The sequence below is a fragment of the Herbiconiux aconitum genome, from assembly GCF_024979235.1.
Taxonomy (GTDB): Bacteria; Actinomycetota; Actinomycetes; order Actinomycetales; family Microbacteriaceae; genus Herbiconiux; species Herbiconiux aconitum.
This window is the reverse complement of sequence record NZ_JANLCM010000002.1, coordinates 1480147-1499160: the sequence shown is the minus strand read 5'-3', so window position 1 is coordinate 1499160 and position 19014 is coordinate 1480147. Positions and strand designations below refer to the sequence as shown.

Sequence of the window (19014 nt, the reverse complement as noted above, 5' to 3'; positions counted from 1 at the left end):
GAAACGGCGCGAAGTGGGCGGATTCTGGAGGGTCGCGAAGAGAGGAACATTCCATGACCGGCAGTTACGTGTATGACGCCGTGCGCACCCCGTTCGGGCGCATCGGCAAGGCGCTCGCGGGAGTGCGGCCCGACGACCTCGCGGCGTCGACACTGCGGGCGCTGCTCGATCGCAACCCGGGGCTCGACCCCGCGGTGATCGACGACGTCATCCTGGGCGCCGCGAACCAGGCGGGGGAGGACAACCGCGACGTCGCGCGCATGGCCGTGCTGCTCGCGGGGCTGCCGACATCCGTTCCCGGCGCCACCGTGAACCGGCTCTGCGGATCGAGCGTGGAGGCGGTCATCCAGGCCAGTCGCGCGATCGAAGTGGGCGACGCCGACGTGATGGTGGCGGGCGGAGTCGAGTCGATGAGTCGCGCGCCCTGGGTCATCGCCAAGCCCGACCGCACCTTCCCGGCCGGCAACCAGACCATGTACTCCACCACGCTCGGTTGGCGCTTCGTGAACCCGGCGATGCCCTCGGAGTGGTCGATCTCGAACGGCGAATCGGCCGAGATCCTCGCCGACCGCTTCACCATCACGCGCGAAGAACAGGATGCCTTCGCCGCCCGATCGCACAACCTCGCCGCCGCGGCGTGGGACGCGGGCGTCTACGCGAACGAGATCGTGCCGGTGCCCGGTGTCGCCCTCGACCGCGACGAAGGCATCCGGCCGGGCTCGTCGGTCGACTCGCTCTCCGGGCTGAAGCCGGCGTTCCGGCCCGACGGCACGGTGACGGCCGGCAACTCGTCGCCGCTGAACGACGGCTCGTCGATGGTGCTGGTCGGCGGCGAGAACGCGGTGCCCGGAGCGGAGCCGCTCGCCCGCATCGCCGGTCGTGGGGTGTCGGGCATCGATCCCGACGTGTTCGGCATCGCCCCCGTCGAGGCGGCGAACCGCGCTCTCGCGCGGGCCGGCAAGACCTGGGCTGACGTCGACTTCGTGGAGCTCAACGAGGCCTTCGCCGCCCAGAGCCTCGCGTGCCTGCGGTTGTGGACCGAGCTCGACCCCGAGAAGGTCAACATCCACGGGGGTGCGATCGCCATGGGGCACCCGCTCGGCGCATCCGGGGGCCGCATCATCGGACACGTGGCCCACGAACTGGCCCGGCGCGGGGGCGGCGTGGGGGTGGCGGCCATCTGCATCGGCGTGGGCCAGGGCCTCGCCGTCGTGCTCGAGCGGTGAGTTCGGTGCCCGGATGCGCCGCGTCGGTGCCCGAGTGCGCCGCGTCGGCGCGTCCGGATGCGCCGCGCTGGCCGCGGATAGCATGTGACGATGGCCGACCCGATGAGTGAGCACCCCGACCCGAGCAGCCAGTTCGTGCAGTCGCTCGCGCGTGGGCTCGACGTGGTGAAGGCGTTCTCGGCCGAGCGACCGGAGATGACGCTCAGCGACATCGCACGGGTCACCGGCCTCACCCGGGCGACGGCGCGTCGCTTCCTGCTGACCCTCGTCGAGCTCGGCTATGTGCGGAGCGACGGCAAGCTCTTCGCCCTCACGCCGCGGGTGCTCGAACTGGGGTTCAGCTACCTCTCGGGCCTCAGTCTGCCGGAGGTCGCCCAGCCGCACCTCGAGCGGCTCTCCGGCGAGCTCGGCGAGTCGACCTCGGCATCCGTTCTCGACGGCGACGACATCGTCTACGTCGCGCGGGTGCCCACGCGGCGCATCATGACCGTCGGCATCACGATCGGCACCCGCTTTCCGGCCTATGCCACCTCGATGGGCCGGGTGCTGCTCGCCGGTCTGCCCGCGGCCGAACTGGATGCCTACCTCGCCACCCTGCGCGCCACGGGCTTCACCCCCAGCACGCTCACCGACGTCGGCGCACTCCGGGCGGAGCTCGCCGCGGTGCGGGAGCGCGGCTGGACGATCGTCGACCAGGAGCTCGAGGTGGGCCTCCGCTCGGTGGCGGCTCCGGTGCGGCGCGGGGCCGTGGTCGTGGCGGCCATCAACGTCTCCACCACCACCGGCACGTCGTCGCTCGAGCGTCTCACCGACGAGTTCGTGCCGGCGCTCCTGCAGGCGGCCGACCGCATCTCGAGCGATCTGACCCTCGTACGTTAGGGCGTCGTCGAAATCGATTCGCCACAATCTGACGGTATGGCGCGGGTCGTAACGGCGTGTTGTGGCGACTCGACTCTCAGCGTCGCATCTCGTCCCAGAGGGGCTTCAGGCGCATGAGTTGCTCGTCGCGCCAGCGCACCCGGGCCTCCCACTCCTCGAGGGGGAGGAGTGCGCGGCGCTGCGCGACCGCGGTCGCCACGAGGTCCGCTGTCCAGGGGTCGTGCTGGCCGCGCTCGGCGCCCATCCGCTCGTAGGCCGGGCCCATCTTCTCGGCGTGAGACGCGAGGCCGCCGCGGGTGTTCAGATCGACGGTCTCGAACGGTCCGATGAAGCTCCAGCGCCGCCCGAGGCCCGAGCGCACCACCTCGTCGATGTCGTCGACCGTGGCCACGCCGTCGCGCACGAGGGCGTAGGCCTCGCGTAGCACTGCGCCCTGCAGGCGGTTGAAGATGAAGCCCTCCACCTCCTTGCGCACGAGCACCGGGCGGAGCCCGGCGCCCCGATACAGAGCGGATGCGCGTTCGAGCACCGCCGCATCCGTCGCCGGCGAGGGCACCAGCTCGATCACCGAAAGGAGATAGGGCGGGTTGCCCGGATGCGCCACGATGAGTCGGGCGGCCAAGCCTGCGACATCCATCCCTGCCAGGATCGTGCTCGGCGTGATGGCCGAGCTGGAGGAGGCGAGGATCGCGTCTGCGGGCGTGACGGCAGCGATCGCCGCGAACAGGTCGCGCTTCAGCTCCACGCGTTCCGGGGCGCACTCCTGCACCAGGCCGGCGCCGGCGACGGCATCGGCGAGCTCGGCGTCGAACGAGACCCGCGCCGCCACCTCATCAGGCGACTCGGCCAGCAATCCGAACTCGCTGAGCAACCCGAGGCGCGAGCGGAGATCGGCTCGCGCCCGCTCGAACGCCTCGGGAAAGGCATCCCACACCCGCACCGGATGCCCGGCCGACGCGAAGAGCACCGCGAACGCCACCCCGATCGACCCGGCGCCGGCGATGGCGACCACCGAGCGCGTGGCGTCGGCCCCCGACCGCGCCGCGTCCGCTCCCGCGCTCGAGGCTGCTGCGCCCGCTCGGGCTGCCAAGCCCGCGCTGGCCCGCGGTGCCTCAGCCTCGCTCACACCTCCCACCAGCTCCGGTCGCCCGCGTAGCTGCGCTCGAGGATCGCCACGACGGCCTCCTTGGTGAGGGCGCGCGGGTTGTTCGCGATGAGCCGGGTGGCGAGCATCGCCTGGTCGGCGACGAAATCGAAGTCGTCGGGCGACAGGCCGAGCGACTTCACGTCGAGCGGGGCGCCGATCGCGGCGAGCAGAGCTTCGATGCGCTGGATGCCCGCATGCGCCTGGTCGAGCAGGGGAGCCGAGGCATCCGCCACCCCCAGCAGCCGCCCGATCTCGGCGAACTCAGCCACCCGCTCGGGCAGGTTGAAGCGCATGACGTAGGGCAGCAGCGCGCTGATGCCGAAGCCGTGCGGCGTGTGCGTGAGGTTGCCCACCGAGCCCTGGATCGCGTGCGCGCCCGCCGTGCCGGCCGTATTGATCGACATACCCGCGCTGTAGGCGGCGAACATGGTGTCGGCTCGGGCCTCGAGATCGGACGGGTTCGCCGCCACCGCCTCGAGCGAGGTGTTCAGCAGCGTCAGCCCGTTGCGGGAGAACACGTCGGTGAGCCGGTTCTTGCCGGCGTAGAGCTTCGTGTCGAGGTCGTCGACCGAGGGATTCTTCACCCGGCCGGTGAAGGCCTCCACGAGGTGCGAGAGCGCATCCGCCCCTGTCGCCGCGGTGAGTCCGGGCGGGCAGGTGAGGGTGAGTTCGGGGTCGATCACGGCGGTGTGCGCCTCGAGGAACGGGCTCGCCACGCCGACTTTCATGCCCTTCTCGGTGTCGAAGACGACCGAGATGCAGGTGACTTCGGCGCCGGTACCGCCGGTCGTCGGCACGGTGATGACCGGCACGCCGGGCCCCGGCACCAGGAACTCGCCGTAGTAGTCGCGCACGTCGCCGCCGTTGGCGAGCACGATCGAGACCACTTTCGCGAGGTCCATGCAGGAGCCGCCGCCGATGCCGAGGATGGCGTCGACCTGGGTGTGTCCGAAGCGCTCGATCACCTGCACGATGTCTTCACGCGGCAGATCGGGCTCCGCTTCGGCGTAGATCGAGACGTCGACGCCGGTGGCCTTGATGGCGTCGATGATCTCGATGAACTCGGGGGTCGTCGCCATCCGGGCGTCGGTCGTGACGAGCAGGTGCTCGGCCAGCGGGCGCACGATGCGGGGGATCTGATGCCGCTTGCCCGGCCCGAAGAGCACCGTCTTCGGTTGTCGCAGGATGCCCATGTCGGGGGTCGTGGTGCTCATGTCTACTCCAGTCCTGCAGTCTCATCGACGGTGATGGCGAGGTATTTCGGCTCGAGGAATTCGTCGATCGCGTGGTGCCCGCCCTCGCGGCCGAGGCCGGAGGACTTGACGCCGCCGAACGAGGCGGCGGGATCGGCCATGATCCCGCGGTTGATGCCCACCATGCCCGAATCGAGCCGCTCGCTGACCGCGATGGCGCGGGAGAGGTCGCGGGTGAACACGTAGGCGGCGAGCCCGTAGCTCGTGTCGTTGGCCACGCGGATCGCCTCGGCGGTGGAGTCGACGGTGTAGATGGTGGCGATCGGCGCGAACAGCTCCTTGTTGCACACCGCGTTGTCGCGATCGTTCACCGTGAACACGGTGGGCTCGAAGAAGTAGCCGTCGCGGTCGATGGGGGAGCCGCCGGTGAGCAGCTCGGAGTCGATCGCCGAGAGCTCGGCGACCAGCGACGCCACTCCGTCGCGCTGCTTCGCCGAGATGATCGGCCCCACGTCGACGGCGTCGTCGAAGCCGTCGCCGACCCGCAGCTGCCGGGTGAGTTCGACGAAGCGGCGGGTGAACTCCTCCGCCACCGCGCTGTGCACGATGATGCGGTTCGCGGCCACGCAGGCCTGTCCGGCGTTACGGAACTTGTTCAGGATGGCCTGCTGGGCGGCGAGTTCGACATCGGCGTCGTCGAGCACCACGAAGGGTCCGTCGCCGCCGAGCTCCATCGAGGCGTTCACGATGCCGGGAGCCGCCTGCTTCAAGAGCGTGCTGCCGACCCCGGTCGACCCGGTGAAGCTGACCTTGCGGAGGCGCGGGTCGGCCATCACGGTCGACGAGACGTCGGCCGAGTGCGTGGTGTGGATGAGGTTCACGACGCCCGGCGGGAAGCCCGCATCGTGCAGCACCTTCACGAACTGGGCGCCGGTGAGCGGGGTCTCCTTGGCCGATTTGACCACCACCGTGCAGCCGGCGCCGAGCGCGGCTCCGGCCTTGCGGGCGATCATCAGCAGCGGGAAGTTCCACGGCGTGATGAGCAGCGACGGCCCGACCGGCTGGTGGGTCGTGATCACGCGGTAGCCGCCGCGGGAGCCTTCGGCGTAGGTGCCGTGGATGTGCGCCACCTGCTCGGCGTACCAGAGGAAGAAGTCGGCCGAGAGCTGGAACTCGCCCCGCGCCTCGGCGAGCGGCTTGCCACTCTCCAGCGTCATCACCTCGGCGATCGCGTCGGCGCGCTCGAGCAAAAGGGCGTGCGCCCGGTGGAAGAGGTTCGCCCGCTCGCGGGGCGGCACGGCGCGCCAGGAATCCTGCGCGGCCGCAGCGGCATCGAGGGCGGCCAGCGCATCCGTCGCCCCGCCGTCGGCGACCTGGGCGATCACGTCGCCTGTGGCAGGGTTCACCACGTCGAAGGTCGATTCGACAGGCAACCACCCGCCGTCGATGTAGAGGCCGATCGGCACGGTGTGGTCGCGGAGCGTGACCGTTCCGCTCGTTGTCGTCAGAGTCGTCATTGATCTGTCCCTTTCACTCACGCCCTCGTGAGCGTCTCACCATCATCTGGTATTACGGTACGATGCAATGACTGTCCGGATGCGCCGGTGCGTCGAATTGAGACAGTCGAGACACGAGGCTCCCTCGGGAGTCGGTCAAGGAACCACGGATGCAATCAACGAAGATCGAACGTCACGCCGCTCCTTTGCGCCAGCAAGTCGTGCGCCTGCTCCGCGAAGACATCCTGGAGGGTGTGCTCGCCCCGGGGGAGCGTCTGCTCGAAAGTGCCTTGTGCGACAGCTACGGTGTCTCGCGCACCGTCATCCGCGAAGCGCTCCGGCAGCTCGAGACCGAGAGCCTCATCACGATGCTGCCGAACCGGGGGCCCATCGTGACCGTGCTCACGAAGCGCGACATCGAGTCGCTCTACGAGGTGCGGCGTGCACTCGAGGGACTCGCCGGCGAACTCTTCGCCCGGCGCGCACGCCCCGAACAGGCTGCCGCGATGCGCGAACTGATCGTCGCGATGGAAGACAGCTACCTCCGCGGCACGGTGCAGTCGCGCGAGGAGAGCAAGGAGCAGTTCTACGACCTGCTGCTGGAGGGCGCCGCCAACCCGGTGCTCGAGAACGACCTGCGTGGAGTGCACACCCGCATCGGCCTCTTCCGCCGCTACGCCTTCGTCGACGAACACCGCGTGGCGCTGTCGATGGAGGAGCTGCGGCTCATCGTGCGCGAGATGGCGGAGAACCGCGATCCGGTTGCCGCGCGACAGGCCTGCGAGCACCACATCCAGCTCGCCGGTGAGCTGGCCATCCTCGAATACACCAAGCGCCTGCACCACTCCGACGCTCAATCCGACCCCGCCAAAATCGCAATCTAGCTGTGACTTGACCTCTGATCGAGGAGCCATGAAGATGACGATACGACCCACCCACCCGGTGTGCACGCACCCGACCGGTCCGATGTTCTCGACGACGAGACAAGCGGCGTCGTCCGAACCCGCGGACAGACCCTAGGAGTTCACCGTGCCTCTCCACTTCGACGCCGACCGCGTTCAGGAGGTCAAAGACGACTTCCTGGCCGCGGAGGCACCCACCCACACCGTCAATCCCGAACTGCTCAGCTCCTGGCAGCGTTCCAAAGCCGCCCTCGGCGTGCCGAGCAACATCCGCGACGTGCCCTTGGTCGCCGACGACCTGCTCGACGCGCACCTTCTCGACATGTTCCAGGCACCGCTCACCCGGGTCTCCGACGACCTCGACGGCACGGGGCTCGGTCTCCTCCTCGCCGACTCGCAGGGGCGCATCCTGCAGCGCTGGTCGCACGACCCCAACGCCCTGCACCACCTCGACCGGCTCGGCACCGTGCGGGGCGCGGTGCTCGCCGAAGACGTGGTGGGCACCAACGGGGTGGGCACGGTCGCGGCCACCGGCAAGAGCGTGCAGATCTCGGGCGTCGAGCACTTCGCCGACTTCTACAGCGGCGCCGTGTGCACCGGATCGCCGGTGCGGCATCCGATGACCGGCAAACTGCTCGCCGTGGTCACCATCTCGAGCGACATCTCCGAGCGCAGTGGCCTGCTGCGGCCCCTCATCAACTCGGTCACCATGCAGCTGGAGCAGCAGGTTCTCGACGTGGAGCAGCCGGCCGCCCGGATGATGTTCAGCGCCTTCCTCGACACCGCGCGCGCCCAGTCGGGCCCGGTGGTGGCCTTCGGGCCGCAGGGGCTCGTGATGCAGAGCCAGAAAGCCGGGCGGCTCACGGTGTCCGACCTCAACCTCCTGCAACAGCTCACCTCGGAGCAGCCGCGCTCGGGCCGCTTCTCGCTGGAGCTCTCCACCGGCACGGCCGAACTGAAGGTCACCGCCCTCGACGACGGCGCCGGCGTGATCGTGGTGCTCGACCGGGAACGCCGCAACACCACGATGAGCATCGGCCCGGCCCGCCCGCAACTCGTGGGGCGGTCGCCCGAGTGGCTCACGGTGGTGCACCAGGTGGCGCGGCACCGCGAAACGCGGCGGCCGCTGATCATCGCCGGTGAACCCGGCACCGGCAAGGCGTCGCTCGCACTCGGGCTGCCCTTCCGGCCCGGCTCGCCGGTGACGCAGGGCCTCGTGACGGATGCCGCGGAACGCCACGTGACCGGAAGTCGCAAATGGCTGCAGAAGCTCTCGGAGCGACTGAACGCCTCCGCGCCCGTGATCGTGCGGGGCGTCGAGACGCTCGACGCGCACACGGTCGACGGCGTGAAATCCTTGGTCGAGACCACCACCGGTCGGGGCCCCGTGCTCTTCACCCTCTCGGCGCAATCGCGCGAAGAGGCCGAGGTGCAGGGCAGCCGGCTCGGCATGTCGGTGATCTGGGTGCCGGCGCTCCGCGACCGCATCGCCGATGTTCCGGCGCTCTGGCACGTCTTCGCCGAGCAGATCGCTCCTGGCGCCGGACTCGAACTGCGCGCCGACGCGCTCGAACTGCTGCGCACCTACCGTTGGCCCGGCAACCTCAAAGAGCTGCGCAGCGTGCTCGAACAGCTCTCCATCACCGGTAAACGCGGCGCCGTGCTGCCGGGCGATCTGCCGCAGGCCATGCAAGGCACCAGGGTGCTCTCGATGATCGAGCGCGTGGAGTTGGAAGCGATCCGCAAGGCGTTGCAGGAGGCTGATGGGAATCGGTCAAAAGCGGCGGAGATTCTTGGTCTGTCTCGGGCTACTGTCTATCGGAAGATGAAGGCCTACCGGTTGACTGCCTGACGGTGGGGCGGGGGTGGACGCGGAGGGCGGCGGGTTTCGCACTCCCGCCTAAGGGTTGAGCGGAGCTCAAAGGCGGCGGGAGCACGAAACCCGCCGCCCTCCGCTTCGCGATCGGGGGAGAGGGTGCGCGTAACGTCGGTGGAATGAGTAGGTCTTTGCGTGCTGCTGTTGTGGGGTATGGGACTGGGGGGCGCGTGTTTCATGCGCCGCTGATCGCGGCGGATTCCGCCTACGAGTTGCGGATGATTGCTACTGGGGACCGTGAGCGAGCCGCTGACGCGGCCGCTCGGTATGGGGGAGGGGTGGTGGTCGCGGGGGCTGATGCGGTGTTAGTGCGGGCATCTGAGCTCGATCTCGTGGTGGTGACCAGTCCGAACGAGACGCATGCGCCGCTCGCCCATCGGGCGCTCGAGGCGGGGCTCGACGTGGTTGTGGATAAGCCGTTCGCGTTGTCGTCGGCGGAAGGGCGCGCGGTGATCGAGCACGCCGAAGCGGTGGGGCGGCGGGTCACCGTGTTTCAGAATCGGCGGTGGGACGGGGACTTCCTGACCGTCGAGCGACTGATCAGGCAGGGTGACGACGGGCCGCTCGGGGAGGTGCGACAGTTCGAGTCGGCCTTCGAGTGGTGGAAGCCGGAGCTCAGCACCAAATGGAAGGAGACGGCGGCGGCCGAGCGGGGCGGCGGCATCCTGTTCGACCTGGGGCCGCACCTCATCGACCAGGCGATCCGGCTGTTCGGGCCGGTCGACGAGGTGCACGCCGAACTCGATCGCCGGAGGCCCGGGGCGGTCACCGACGACGACAGCTTCCTCAGCCTGCGCCACGCGAACGGCGTGCGCAGCCGGCTCTGGTTCAGCGCCGTGTCGCCGTGGAACCGGCCGCGCTTCCGCGTGGTGGGCTCCCACGCCGTGTTCGAGACCGAGGGTCTCGACCCGCAGGAGTCGCAGCTGAAGGCGGGCGTGCCGGTGAACGACCCGGCGTTCGGGCACGGGCATCCGGATGGCCTGCTGCGCTCACCCGAGTCGACCAGTGCGGTCACCGTGGCCCCTGGCGCCTACCCCGAGTTCTACCGCCTCCTCGCCCAGGCACTTACGACGGGAGCCCCGCTCCCCGTCGACCCCCGCGACTCCCTGACCGTGCTCGACATCATCGAGCGCGCCCACGCCTCCTGATCACGAGGTCGCGCGAAGTCGCCCTACTTGGGCGCGGGGACACCACTTCGCGCTACCCGGCGACTCGCTCGGCGGCGGAGCACGACGGGCACCAGCTCGCGAAGGAGCACCACCGCGATCAGCACCACCGCCTGCGCGATCAGCTGCAACGCATCCTGCCAGCCGAGCGAACGCAGCAACTGACCCAGCTGGGTGAGGAAGAGCGCCGCGATGCCGGTCGAGACCACACTGGCGAGCCCGCCGGTGAGCGCCGTGCCGCCGAGCACCACGGCGGCCACCGAGGGCAGCAGGTAGGAGTCGCCGAGGAACAGCGGCGGGGTCTTCGTGTAGCCCGCGAGCAGCACCCCACCGGCGCCGTAGCAGAGACCCGCGAACGCGTAGGCGAACATCTGGTAGGCGTTCACCCGGATGCCGAGCGCCGCCGCCGCGCGTTCGCTCACGCCGACCGCGGTGAGTCGTTTGCCGATGATCGAACGCTGCGTCACGAGCCCCGCGATCACCACGATCACCACCGCGATGAGCACCGTGTTCGGGATGCCCAGGGTGCGGTCGAGCGCGAAACCGTTCAGAGCCGCGGGGGCCCCGGAGGGGGTGCCGTCGGCGATGAAGAACACGGTGCCGAGCAGCACCGCGTTCATACCGAGGGTGACGACCAGCGGCATCACCCGGAAGTAGGTCACCAGGATGCCGTTCACGAGCCCCACGATGCCGGGGCCCACGATGCCCGCGATCACCGCGGCCCAGAGCGGCCAGCCGTAGTTCTGCGGGAGGCCGGTCGACAGCACCGCGGCGAGCGCGATCATCCCGGGCACCGAGAGATCGAGGCCGCGCTGCTGCACCACCAGGGTCTGCCCGGCGGCCACGATGGCCAGAACGGATGCGAAGGGCAGCATGCTGAGCAGTGGCGCCGCTCCGAGACTGCCGGGTGCGATGACGGGCGACAGCGCGAAGAGCAGGGCGGTGGCCACGACGATGCCCACCCAGCTGCCGGAGAGCATCCGGCGCCAGGTCGACTCGGCGGGGCTCGGGGTGGTGGCGGGCGAGCTCATGCTGCGCTCCCTTCGGGTGAGGCGATCGGAACAGCGGCCGCGCGCTTGCGGCGGCGGGTGCGGCGCAGCTGGGCGTAGAGCACGGCCGCGGCCAGGGTGATGAGGCCGGGCAGCCAGTACGACCAGGCCTGCGAGAGGCCGAGGAACGGCGAGACGTTCAGCACCTGCTGCACCAGGAAGGCGGCGGCGAGGATGCCGATGAACGACCCGCGCCCGCCGAAGATCGAGGCGCCTGCGAGCACCACGACCGTGACCGAGGCCAGCGTGTACGACAGCGAGGGTCGCCCGTCGCCGATGCCGATCTGCGCCATCATGACGACCGCCGCGGGCAGCACCAGAAAGGAGCAGAGCACGTAGGAGAAGAACTGGGTGCGCTTGACCTTGATGCCGAGACGGCCGGCCGCGTCGATGCGCGAGCCGACGCCGCGGAGCTCCACGCCCCAGCGGGTGCGCCGCAGCGCGAACTCGAGGAGGAGCAGCACCACGACGGCCACGATGGTGACCACCGGCACGATGCCGACGCGGGCCTGGATCTGGTCGGCGATCGGCCCGAAGATGATTCCACCCGGTGTGGAGCGGAGGGCGAGGTAGATGCCCTGCAGGGCCATGAAGGTCGCCAGGGTCACCACCACCGGATTGATGTTGAATCTCGTCACGAGGAATCCGTTGACCACGCCGGTGGCGATCGCCCCCGCCACCATCAGCCCGATGCCGATGTAGAGATTGCCGCCGTCGACGATCCAATACGAGGCGAGAACCACGAGGAACCCCATCAATGGGCCCACTGACAGGTCGAACCCGGAGCCGAGCACCACCACCTGTTGCGCGGCGCCCACGAAGAGCAGGGGAGCGGCCATGAACAGCAGATTGTTGATGTTGAAGGCCCCGAGATAGGAGGGGTTCGTGGCCGCGACCACCACACCGAGCACGAGGAAGATCGCGCCCAGCACGGCGGCGGGCGACTGGTCGCCGCGCATCCACCGACGCAGCTTCACACCTCGGGCCGACTTGTCGGCATCCGTTCGTTCGCGCACCGTCGTGGAGGTGAGCGCCGCCCGCGCGATGGCAGCCTCGGAGACCTCCTCGCCCACCAGCTCCTGCACCACGGCGCCGCGCGACATGATGAGCACGCGGTCGCAGAGACCCTCGAGTTCGACGCCGTCGGACGAGAGGATGACGACGGCCGCGCCCGCATCGGCCGCGTCGCGGAGGATGCGGTAGATGTCGACGCGGGCGCCGGCGTCGACGCCCTGGGTCGGCTCCTCGGCCAGCAGCACCGTCGGCTTCGACAGCAGGGTTCGTGCGAGCACCACCTTCTGCTGGTTGCCGCCCGAGAGCGAGGAGATCGGGGTGCGTGGTGACGGCGTCTTGATGGCGAGCCGCTTGATCTGCTCCACCGCCGTCTGGAAGATGCGGCGTTCGCTCACCATCCCGGCGCGCGACACCTGTGGCAGCGTCTTGGCGGCGATGTTGTCGCCCACCGACAGCGGGAGGAACACGCCCTCGCCGTGCCGGTCGGCCGGCACGTACACGACCCCGGCGGCCGACGCGGAGGCGTTCGACCCGTTCGACAGCGCCTTTCCGGCGACCTCGATGCTGCCGGTGGTGGGCTCGAGGCCCGCGAGCGCCCGGATCAGCTGCGTCTGTCCGTTGCCCTGCACACCGGCGAGCCCCACGATCTCGCCGGCCTTCACCGTGAACGTGATGTCGTGGAACTCGTCGCTGTGCAATTCCGCGACGGCGAGCCTGTCTTCCGTGCCCACCGATCCGGTCAGACTGCCCTTCTCGGGGAACACGGTCTCGAGCTTGCGCCCGATCACGCGTTCGACGATCTGCGACTCGTCGACCTCGTCGGCATCGAAGGTGCCGCGCACCTGCCCGTCGCGCAGCACCGTGATGCGGTCGGAGATCTGCTTGACCTCGGGGATGCGGTGCGAGATGTAGACCACGGCGGTGCCGCCGGCCACGAGTTCGCGCACCTTGCGGAACAGCTTCTGCACCTCCTCGAGCGAGAGGTGCTCGGTGGGCTCGTCGAGGATGAGAACCTTCGGGTCGAGCGCGAGTGCCTTCGCGATCTCCACGATGAAACGCTGCTCGACCGACAGATCGGCCACCCGCGTCTTCGCGTCGATCCCCATCTCCCAGGCGTCGAGTTGACCCTGCGACCATTTCACCGCGCGGCCGAGACCGCCCACCCGCTTGTACCCCACGCCCACGGCCATGTTCTCGGCCACGGTCAGGTCGGGCAGCAGAGCCGGATCCTGACGCACGATGCCGAGTCCGAGCTCTCGCGCGGCATCCGGCGATGCACTGGTGAGCGGTGCGCCGCCGATCTGCACGCTTCCCTCGTCGGGGGCGAGGGCTCCGGATGCCACGGCCATCAGTGTCGACTTGCCCGCGCCGTTCTCGCCCACCAGGGCGTGCACCTCGCCCGCCAGCACGTCGAGGGTGACGTCGGTGAGGGCACGCACCCCGGGGAAGGTCTTCACGATCCCGTCGAGTTTCAGCACGGTGGGACCGAAACTGCGCCGCTCGAGGGCGGCGGCGTCGGCGGGATCGGTGGCGACGTCGTAGAGGTCGGAGTTCGTCATCTCGGCATCTCCTATCGGGTCTCAGGGTGGGCGGTCAGATTCATTGGGCTAGGTAACCTCCGTCGATCACGAGCTCCGACCCGGTGACGAAGCTCGCCTCGTCGGAGGCGAGGAACACGAGCCCGTTGGCGATCTCCCTCGGCGTGCCGGCTCGGCCCATCGGAGTCATCGACACCACGTAATCGTTGATCTCCGGTGCCTGCGCGTCGGTGAGCGGCGTCTCGATGAACCCGGGATGCACCGAGTTCACCCGCACGTTCTCCTTGGCGTAGGTGATGGCCGCGCTCTTGGACATGTTGCGCACCGCGCCTTTGGTGGCGTGGTAGGCGTGGGCGCCCGAGACGGCGACCGAGCCCCAGATCGACGAGATGTTGATGATGGAGCCTCCACCCTGCGCGATCATGTGCGGGATGACCTCGCGCATGCCGAGCCAGGTGCCGGTCTGGTTCACCGCGATCACGGTGTTCCAGTCGTCGAGGGTGAGGTCGTGCAGCGTCTCGTAGGCGATGATGCCGGCGTTGTTGGCCAGCACGTCGATGTGGCCGTGGGTGCCGATCGTGTCGGCGACGACACGCTCCCAGTCCTCCTCCTTCGCCACGTCGAGCTGCAGGTAGTGCACCCCGTCGGGGAAGGAGTTGGCGGAGGCGGCGCGCCCGGTCGCAATGACCGTCGCGCCTTCCTCCGCGAACGCCTCCGCGATCGAGCGGCCGATCCCGCGACCGGCACCGGTCACGATGGCGACCTTGCCGTCGAGGCGGTTCATTGGAACAGCTTCTGCAGCGACTCGACACTCAGGCCGGACGAGAGGATCGCGTCGGGCGGCAGGTCGGGCTCGCACTTCGGCTGCAGGTCGGGGTTGGTCGAGTCCTCGATGATCTCGAGGTTGTAGGTCGACGGCTCGTCGTTCGGCAGTCCATTGGCTGCGGCGAGGCCCTTGTGCAGAGCGGCCGCGACGACCCAGTTACGGGAGGACTCGGTGGCGATCTGGTAGCTCGGCTGCGCATCCTTGTACTGGTACCAGAGGCACGCGAACTCGTTCGAGTCGTTCGCCGACCAGACCGGCAGCGGCTTGCCGGCCGCTTCGAAGGCACGGATGCCACCGACCGAACCTCCGCCGTAGTCGGCCACGATGCCGTTGATGTCGCCGTACTTCGTGATGAGGCCTGCGACGACCTGCTGGGTCTTGCCCGGCTCCCAGTCGGTGGCGACCGGTCCGTCTTCGTTGAGGAGCGTGACGCCGGGGTTGGCCTCGACGGCTTCCATCACTCCGTCGAACACGGCCTGCGAGTAGGAGTTGCCGGCGATGCCGCCCAGCATGACCAGGTTGCCCGAGCCGCCCATCGTTTCGATGGTCCACTCGGCGAGGTTCTTGCCGTAGGTGTTGATGTCTTCGGAGACGAAGTCGACGTAGTCGGTGCCGGGTTCGCCGCCGGGGGAACCGACGTAGGGAACGACCTTGACACCGGCGTCGGTGGCCTTCTTGATCGTCGGCAGCAGCGCCTCGCCGCCGTCGACGAAGGTCACGATCACGTCGACGCCCTGGGCGACCAGCGAGTTGATGTCGGAGATGGCCTTCTGGGTGTCGCCCTGCGCATCCGTGTAGATGACCTTGGTGATGTTGGGGCACTTGGCCGCTTCTTCTTCGAAGATGGCCCGGGTGATCTTGCGCCAGGAGTTGCCGCCGAAACCGTCGGCGAGAGCGACGGTGAGATCTCCGTCGCCGCAGAAGTTGCTGATGTCCTGGATGTCGCCCTGCACGCCGACGGTGCCGACGGTGACTTCCGACTCGGTGCCGGCCGAGTCGCTGGAGCCGACATCGTCTTCGGATGACGAGAGGGAGCCGGTGGAACAACCGGCAAGGGCGAGGATCGCCACCGTGCCGATCGCGGCGAGTGACGCTTTCTTGGTGAACATGGGAATCGTCCCGCTTTCTCTTCGTTGAGTGGACCGCTGCTGCTGTTCTCGTGCACACGCACGCCGGGCGGACGCCGGGCGTTTCTAGAAGTCTCAAAGTTTTGCGGCCGGTGTTTCGCATCACCCTGAGACAGTGGTGCGTCATTTTGCGACAAGCGGCTCGGGAGCGGATTCGCCCGGTCATCCTGGTCTCATCCCCGACGATGAGGAGAGACTGCATGTCCGCGAACCAGCCGACCGACCTGCTCGGCCAGATCTACGCCGAGTGGACCGTGGAGTTCGAGGCCAACCCGGAGATGTCGCTGCAACTGCTGCGCTGGGTCTTCGAGGACTGGCAGCGCGCCACGACGGAGCCCGAGGGTGTGACCTACCAGACCACCTCGATCGGCGGCGTGCCCGGCATCCGCGTGACACCGCTCGACGCCGATCCGGCGCAGATCCTGCTGGTGCTCCACGGCGGGGGATTCGCGCTCGGTTCCTCCTCGAGCCATCGCAAGCTGGCCGGCCACCTCGCCAAGGCCTGTGGCGCCACCGCGTTCGTGCTCGACTTCCGGCTCGCGCCCGAACATCCCTTTCCGGCGCAGATCGAGGACACCGTCGCGGTCTACCACCAGCTGATCGACGACGGCTTCTCGCCCGCCGACATCACCCTCGTGGGCGACAGCGCAGGTGCGAGCATCGCCATCGCGACCGTGCTCCGGCTCCGGGATGCGGGCGAGCCGACTCCGGCGCAGGTTGCCACCATGTCGCCCTGGCTCGACATGGAGAACTCCGGCACCACGATCGAGACGAACGACGACACCGACTTCCTGATCGCCCGGGAGGGCCTGCAGGGGAACATCGATCGCTATCTCTCCGGCGGCGCCTCACCGACGCATCCGCTGGTCAACCCGCTCTACGCCGACTTCACCGGCTTCCCGCCGCTCTACATCGTGGCCAGCGACGCGGAATCGCTGTTCCACGACGCCCAGCGACTGGATGCGCTCGCCCGGGCCGTCGGAGTCGACGTCACCTTCGACGTCGGCACGGGCATGCAGCACGTCTACCCGTTGCAGGCGGGAAACCTGTACGAGGCCGATCAGGCCATCGCCGACCTCGCCGCCTGGTACAAGAACAATCGAAAGGACAACTGACATGACCGAGACAGCCACCCGCGACACCGCCGCCCCTGAGTTCGACGCCGTGGTCATCGGCGCGGGCTTCTCCGGCCTCGCGCTGCTGCATCACCTGCGGGAGATCGGCCTGACGACGCTCGTGGTCGACGGCGAAGACGGCATCGGCGGCACCTGGTGGGTGAACCGGTACCCGGGGGTTCGCACCGACAGCGAGTACAGCTACTACTCCTTCTCGTTCTCGAAAGAGGTCCGCGACGAGTGGACCTGGACGCAGCGCTACCCCTCGGGCCCCGAAGTGCTCGATTACCTCAACTTCGTGGCCGACCGCCTCGACCTGCGCAAAGACATCCGGCTGAACACCCGCGTCGACTCCGCCGTGTACGACGAAGGCGCGAACCTGTGGACCGTGCACCTCGCCGACGGCTCGTCGCTCACCACGAAATACCTGGTCAGCGGCATGGGGGCGCTCTCGCAGGCGATCTATCCCGACATCCCGGGGATCGACAGCTTCCAGGGTGAGAAGTACCACACGGCGCACTGGCCGCGGTCGGGTGTCGACCTGGCCGGCAAGAAGGTGGGGCTGATCGGGCTGGGGGCGTCCGGCATCCAGATCGTTCCGGTCATCGCGCCCGAGGTCGACGAGTTCTACGTGTTCCAGCGCACGCCGAACTTCATCGTGGAGACCAACAACGACGCGGTCTCCACCGAGGAGATGCTGCACACCCGCGAGAACTACGACGCCATCTTCGAGAAGGCGGCGAACCATCCCTTCGGCGTCGCCATGGAGCCGGCGCAGTACAGCGCGCTCGAGGTCTCGCCCGAGCAGCGTCGCGAGATCTTCGAGGCCAAGTGGAACGAGGGCGGATTCCATTTCGCGAACGAGTGCTTCAACGACCTCGCCACCAACCACGAGGCTTCGGAGCTGGCGTCGGAGTTCATCCGGTCGAAGATCCGCGAGATCGTGAAAGACCCGGAAGTCGCCGACCTGCTCTCGCCGAAGACGTACTCCTTCAACGGCAAGCGCGTGCCGACCGGGCACGGGTACTACAACACCTTCAACCTGCCGCACGTGCACCTCGTCGACACGGCGACCGACCCGATCACCGAGATCACCCCGCGCGGAGTGAAGGTGGGCGACACCGAATATGAACTCGACGTCATCATCTTCGCCACCGGATTCGACGCGATGACCGGCACCCTCACCAACATCGATATCGTGGGCCGCGGCGGCCGCACCCTGCGCGAGAAGTGGGCCACCGAGGGCCTCCGTTCGAACCTCGGCATCAACGCCAACGGCTTCCCGAACTTCTTCATGTCGCTCGGGCCGCAGACGCCCTACTCGAACCTCGTGGTGCCGATCCAGCTCGGCGCGCAGTGGCTGCAGCGGGCGCTGGTGTGGGCCGAGGAGAACGGCGTCGACGCGTTCGAGGCGACCCCTGAGTCGGAGGAGTGGTGGGCGCTCGAGACCGAGCGCACCGGAAAGGCCACCGTGATGTACAGCGAGGGCAAGAAGGCCAAGGCCTGGTTCCTCGGTGACAACGTTCCCGGGAAGCCCGAAGCGTTCCAGGTGTACATGGGAGGCGGGCAGGTCTACCAGGAGCACTGCCGCCGGGTGGCCGAGGAGGGCTACGCGTCGTTCCTCGCCGCGTCGCAGCCGGCCGGCTCGGTGCGCGCATGACGGGCGGCGGCATCGCCGGCCGTCTCGAGGGCAAGGTCGCGCTGATCACCGGCGCGGCCTCCGGGATGGGACGGGCGACCGCGGAGCTGTTCGCGTCGGAAGACGCGGCCGTCGCGGTCACCGACTTCAACGCCACCCTCGGGGCCTCGGTCGCCGACGACATCGTGGCGGCCGGGGGAGTGGCGCGGTTCTGGGAGATGGACGTGTCGCGGGAGGCGAGTGTCGCATCCGTCGTCGCAGCAGCCGCATCGGAGTTCGGAGGCCTCGACATCCTGATCAACTGCGCCGGCATCATCGGGGTCGACAAACCGACCCACGAGGTGACGGAGGAGGAATGGGATGCGCTGTTCGCGGTCGACGTGAAGGGCGTGTTCTTCGCCACGAAGCACGCCGTTCCGCACCTGATCGAGCGGGGCGGCGGGTCGATCGTGAACTTCTCGTCGATCTACGGACTCATCGGCAACGACGAGTTCACGCCCTACCACGTGGCCAAAGGGGCGGTGACGATGCAGACGCGGCAGGATGCGGCGTCGTACGGGCGCTACAACATCCGGGTGAATTCGGTGAACCCGTCGACGGTGCTGACGCCGCTGGTGGAGGGCATCGCCGCCGAGTACCCGGGCGGGCTGTTCGCCTATGAGGAGATGATGACGGCGAACCAGTCGATCCGGAGGCTCGGGCGGCCCCTCGATGTCGCCTACGGGGTGCTGTACCTGGCCTCCGACGAGGCGAGTTGGGTGACCGGGGTCAACCTGCCGATGGATGGTGGGTACACGGCGCGGTAGCGGCGTGGACAGGAC

Annotated in this window: 15 protein-coding genes; 8 read left to right on the top strand and 7 right to left on the bottom strand. The window is 68.7% G+C overall.

All coding sequences use genetic code 11. The features are described 5' to 3' along the window. Positions 1–53 precede the first annotated feature (53 nt). Together N1027_RS18555 and N1027_RS18550 are read left to right on the top strand one after the other, a co-directional pair. Positions 54–1226: a thiolase family protein gene (locus N1027_RS18555; protein ID WP_259509997.1), complete on the top strand. Its 1173-nt coding sequence runs from the start codon at positions 54–56 to the stop codon at positions 1224–1226. Between the two features lie 90 nt (positions 1227–1316). Next, a complete protein-coding gene (locus tag N1027_RS18550; RefSeq protein ID WP_259509995.1) occupies positions 1317–2105 on the top strand; it encodes an IclR family transcriptional regulator domain-containing protein in 789 nt (262 codons plus the stop codon). 76 nt (positions 2106–2181) lie between these two features. Here N1027_RS18550 and N1027_RS18545 read toward each other — a convergent pair whose 3' ends face one another. Genes N1027_RS18545 through N1027_RS18535 form a run of 3 tightly spaced genes read right to left on the bottom strand, consistent with a single transcriptional unit; the run spans position 2182 to position 5962 of the window. Further along, positions 2182–3231: a 3-hydroxyacyl-CoA dehydrogenase gene (locus tag N1027_RS18545; protein WP_259509993.1), complete on the bottom strand. Its 1050-nt coding sequence runs from the start codon at positions 3229–3231 to the stop codon at positions 2182–2184. Beyond that, the gene (locus N1027_RS18540) at positions 3228–4466 is read right to left on the bottom strand and encodes an iron-containing alcohol dehydrogenase (RefSeq protein ID WP_259509992.1); all 1239 of its coding nucleotides are present in this window, start codon (positions 4464–4466) and stop codon (positions 3228–3230) included. Before N1027_RS18540 ends, N1027_RS18545 begins: the two co-directional genes overlap by 4 nt. A 2-nt stretch (positions 4467–4468) precedes the next feature. Beyond that, entirely contained in the window at positions 4469–5962 is a 1494-nt protein-coding gene (locus N1027_RS18535) for an NAD-dependent succinate-semialdehyde dehydrogenase (RefSeq protein WP_259509990.1), read from the bottom strand. Between the two features lie 149 nt (positions 5963–6111). Between N1027_RS18535 and N1027_RS18530 the strand changes: the two genes are divergently transcribed. The 3 genes from N1027_RS18530 to N1027_RS18520 all read left to right on the top strand — a co-directional run bounded on the left by N1027_RS18530 (position 6112) and on the right by N1027_RS18520 (position 9867). Beyond that, positions 6112–6825 (top strand): GntR family transcriptional regulator, encoded by a 714-nt coding sequence (locus N1027_RS18530; RefSeq protein ID WP_259509988.1) that lies wholly within the window; start codon positions 6112–6114, stop codon positions 6823–6825. Between the two features lie 145 nt (positions 6826–6970). After that, on the top strand, positions 6971–8695 hold the full coding sequence (locus N1027_RS20195) for a sigma-54-dependent Fis family transcriptional regulator (protein ID WP_259509986.1): 1725 nt from the start codon (positions 6971–6973) through the stop codon (positions 8693–8695). 143 nt (positions 8696–8838) lie between these two features. Continuing rightward, the gene (locus N1027_RS18520) at positions 8839–9867 is read left to right on the top strand and encodes a Gfo/Idh/MocA family protein (protein ID WP_259509985.1); all 1029 of its coding nucleotides are present in this window, start codon (positions 8839–8841) and stop codon (positions 9865–9867) included. Positions 9868–9890: 23 nt separating this feature from the next. Here the strand turns inward: N1027_RS18520 and N1027_RS18515 are convergent, their stop codons facing one another. The 4 genes from N1027_RS18515 to N1027_RS18500 are packed head-to-tail and all read right to left on the bottom strand — an operon-like array spanning position 9891 to position 15421. Then, positions 9891–10916, bottom strand: a complete 1026-nt coding sequence (locus N1027_RS18515; protein ID WP_259509984.1) for an ABC transporter permease — start codon at positions 10914–10916, stop codon at positions 9891–9893. Then, positions 10913–13507, bottom strand: coding sequence for an ATP-binding cassette domain-containing protein (locus N1027_RS18510; protein WP_259509982.1), 2595 nt, complete (start codon positions 13505–13507; stop codon positions 10913–10915). The genes N1027_RS18515 and N1027_RS18510 overlap by 4 nt, the downstream gene beginning before the upstream one ends. A gap of 40 nt (positions 13508–13547) precedes the next feature. Next, positions 13548–14270 carry an SDR family NAD(P)-dependent oxidoreductase gene (locus N1027_RS18505; RefSeq protein ID WP_259509980.1) on the bottom strand — a complete coding sequence of 241 codons (723 nt, stop codon included), beginning with the start codon at positions 14268–14270 and terminating at the stop codon, positions 13548–13550. Next, the gene (locus N1027_RS18500) at positions 14267–15421 is read right to left on the bottom strand and encodes a substrate-binding domain-containing protein (protein ID WP_259509978.1); all 1155 of its coding nucleotides are present in this window, start codon (positions 15419–15421) and stop codon (positions 14267–14269) included. Before N1027_RS18500 ends, N1027_RS18505 begins: the two co-directional genes overlap by 4 nt. Before the next feature lie 218 nt (positions 15422–15639). On the opposite strand from N1027_RS18500, the gene N1027_RS18495 reads away from it, so the two are divergent. From N1027_RS18495 to N1027_RS18485, 3 genes are read left to right on the top strand one after another with little or no spacing between them, the layout of a single operon-like run. After that, positions 15640–16554 (top strand): alpha/beta hydrolase, encoded by a 915-nt coding sequence (locus tag N1027_RS18495; RefSeq protein ID WP_259509976.1) that lies wholly within the window; start codon positions 15640–15642, stop codon positions 16552–16554. A gap of 1 nt (position 16555) precedes the next feature. Then, entirely contained in the window at positions 16556–18214 is a 1659-nt protein-coding gene (locus N1027_RS18490) for a flavin-containing monooxygenase (RefSeq protein WP_259509974.1), read from the top strand. Next, a complete protein-coding gene (locus N1027_RS18485; protein ID WP_259509973.1) occupies positions 18211–18999 on the top strand; it encodes an SDR family NAD(P)-dependent oxidoreductase in 789 nt (262 codons plus the stop codon). The genes N1027_RS18490 and N1027_RS18485 overlap by 4 nt, the downstream gene beginning before the upstream one ends. Positions 19000–19014 lie beyond the last annotated feature (15 nt).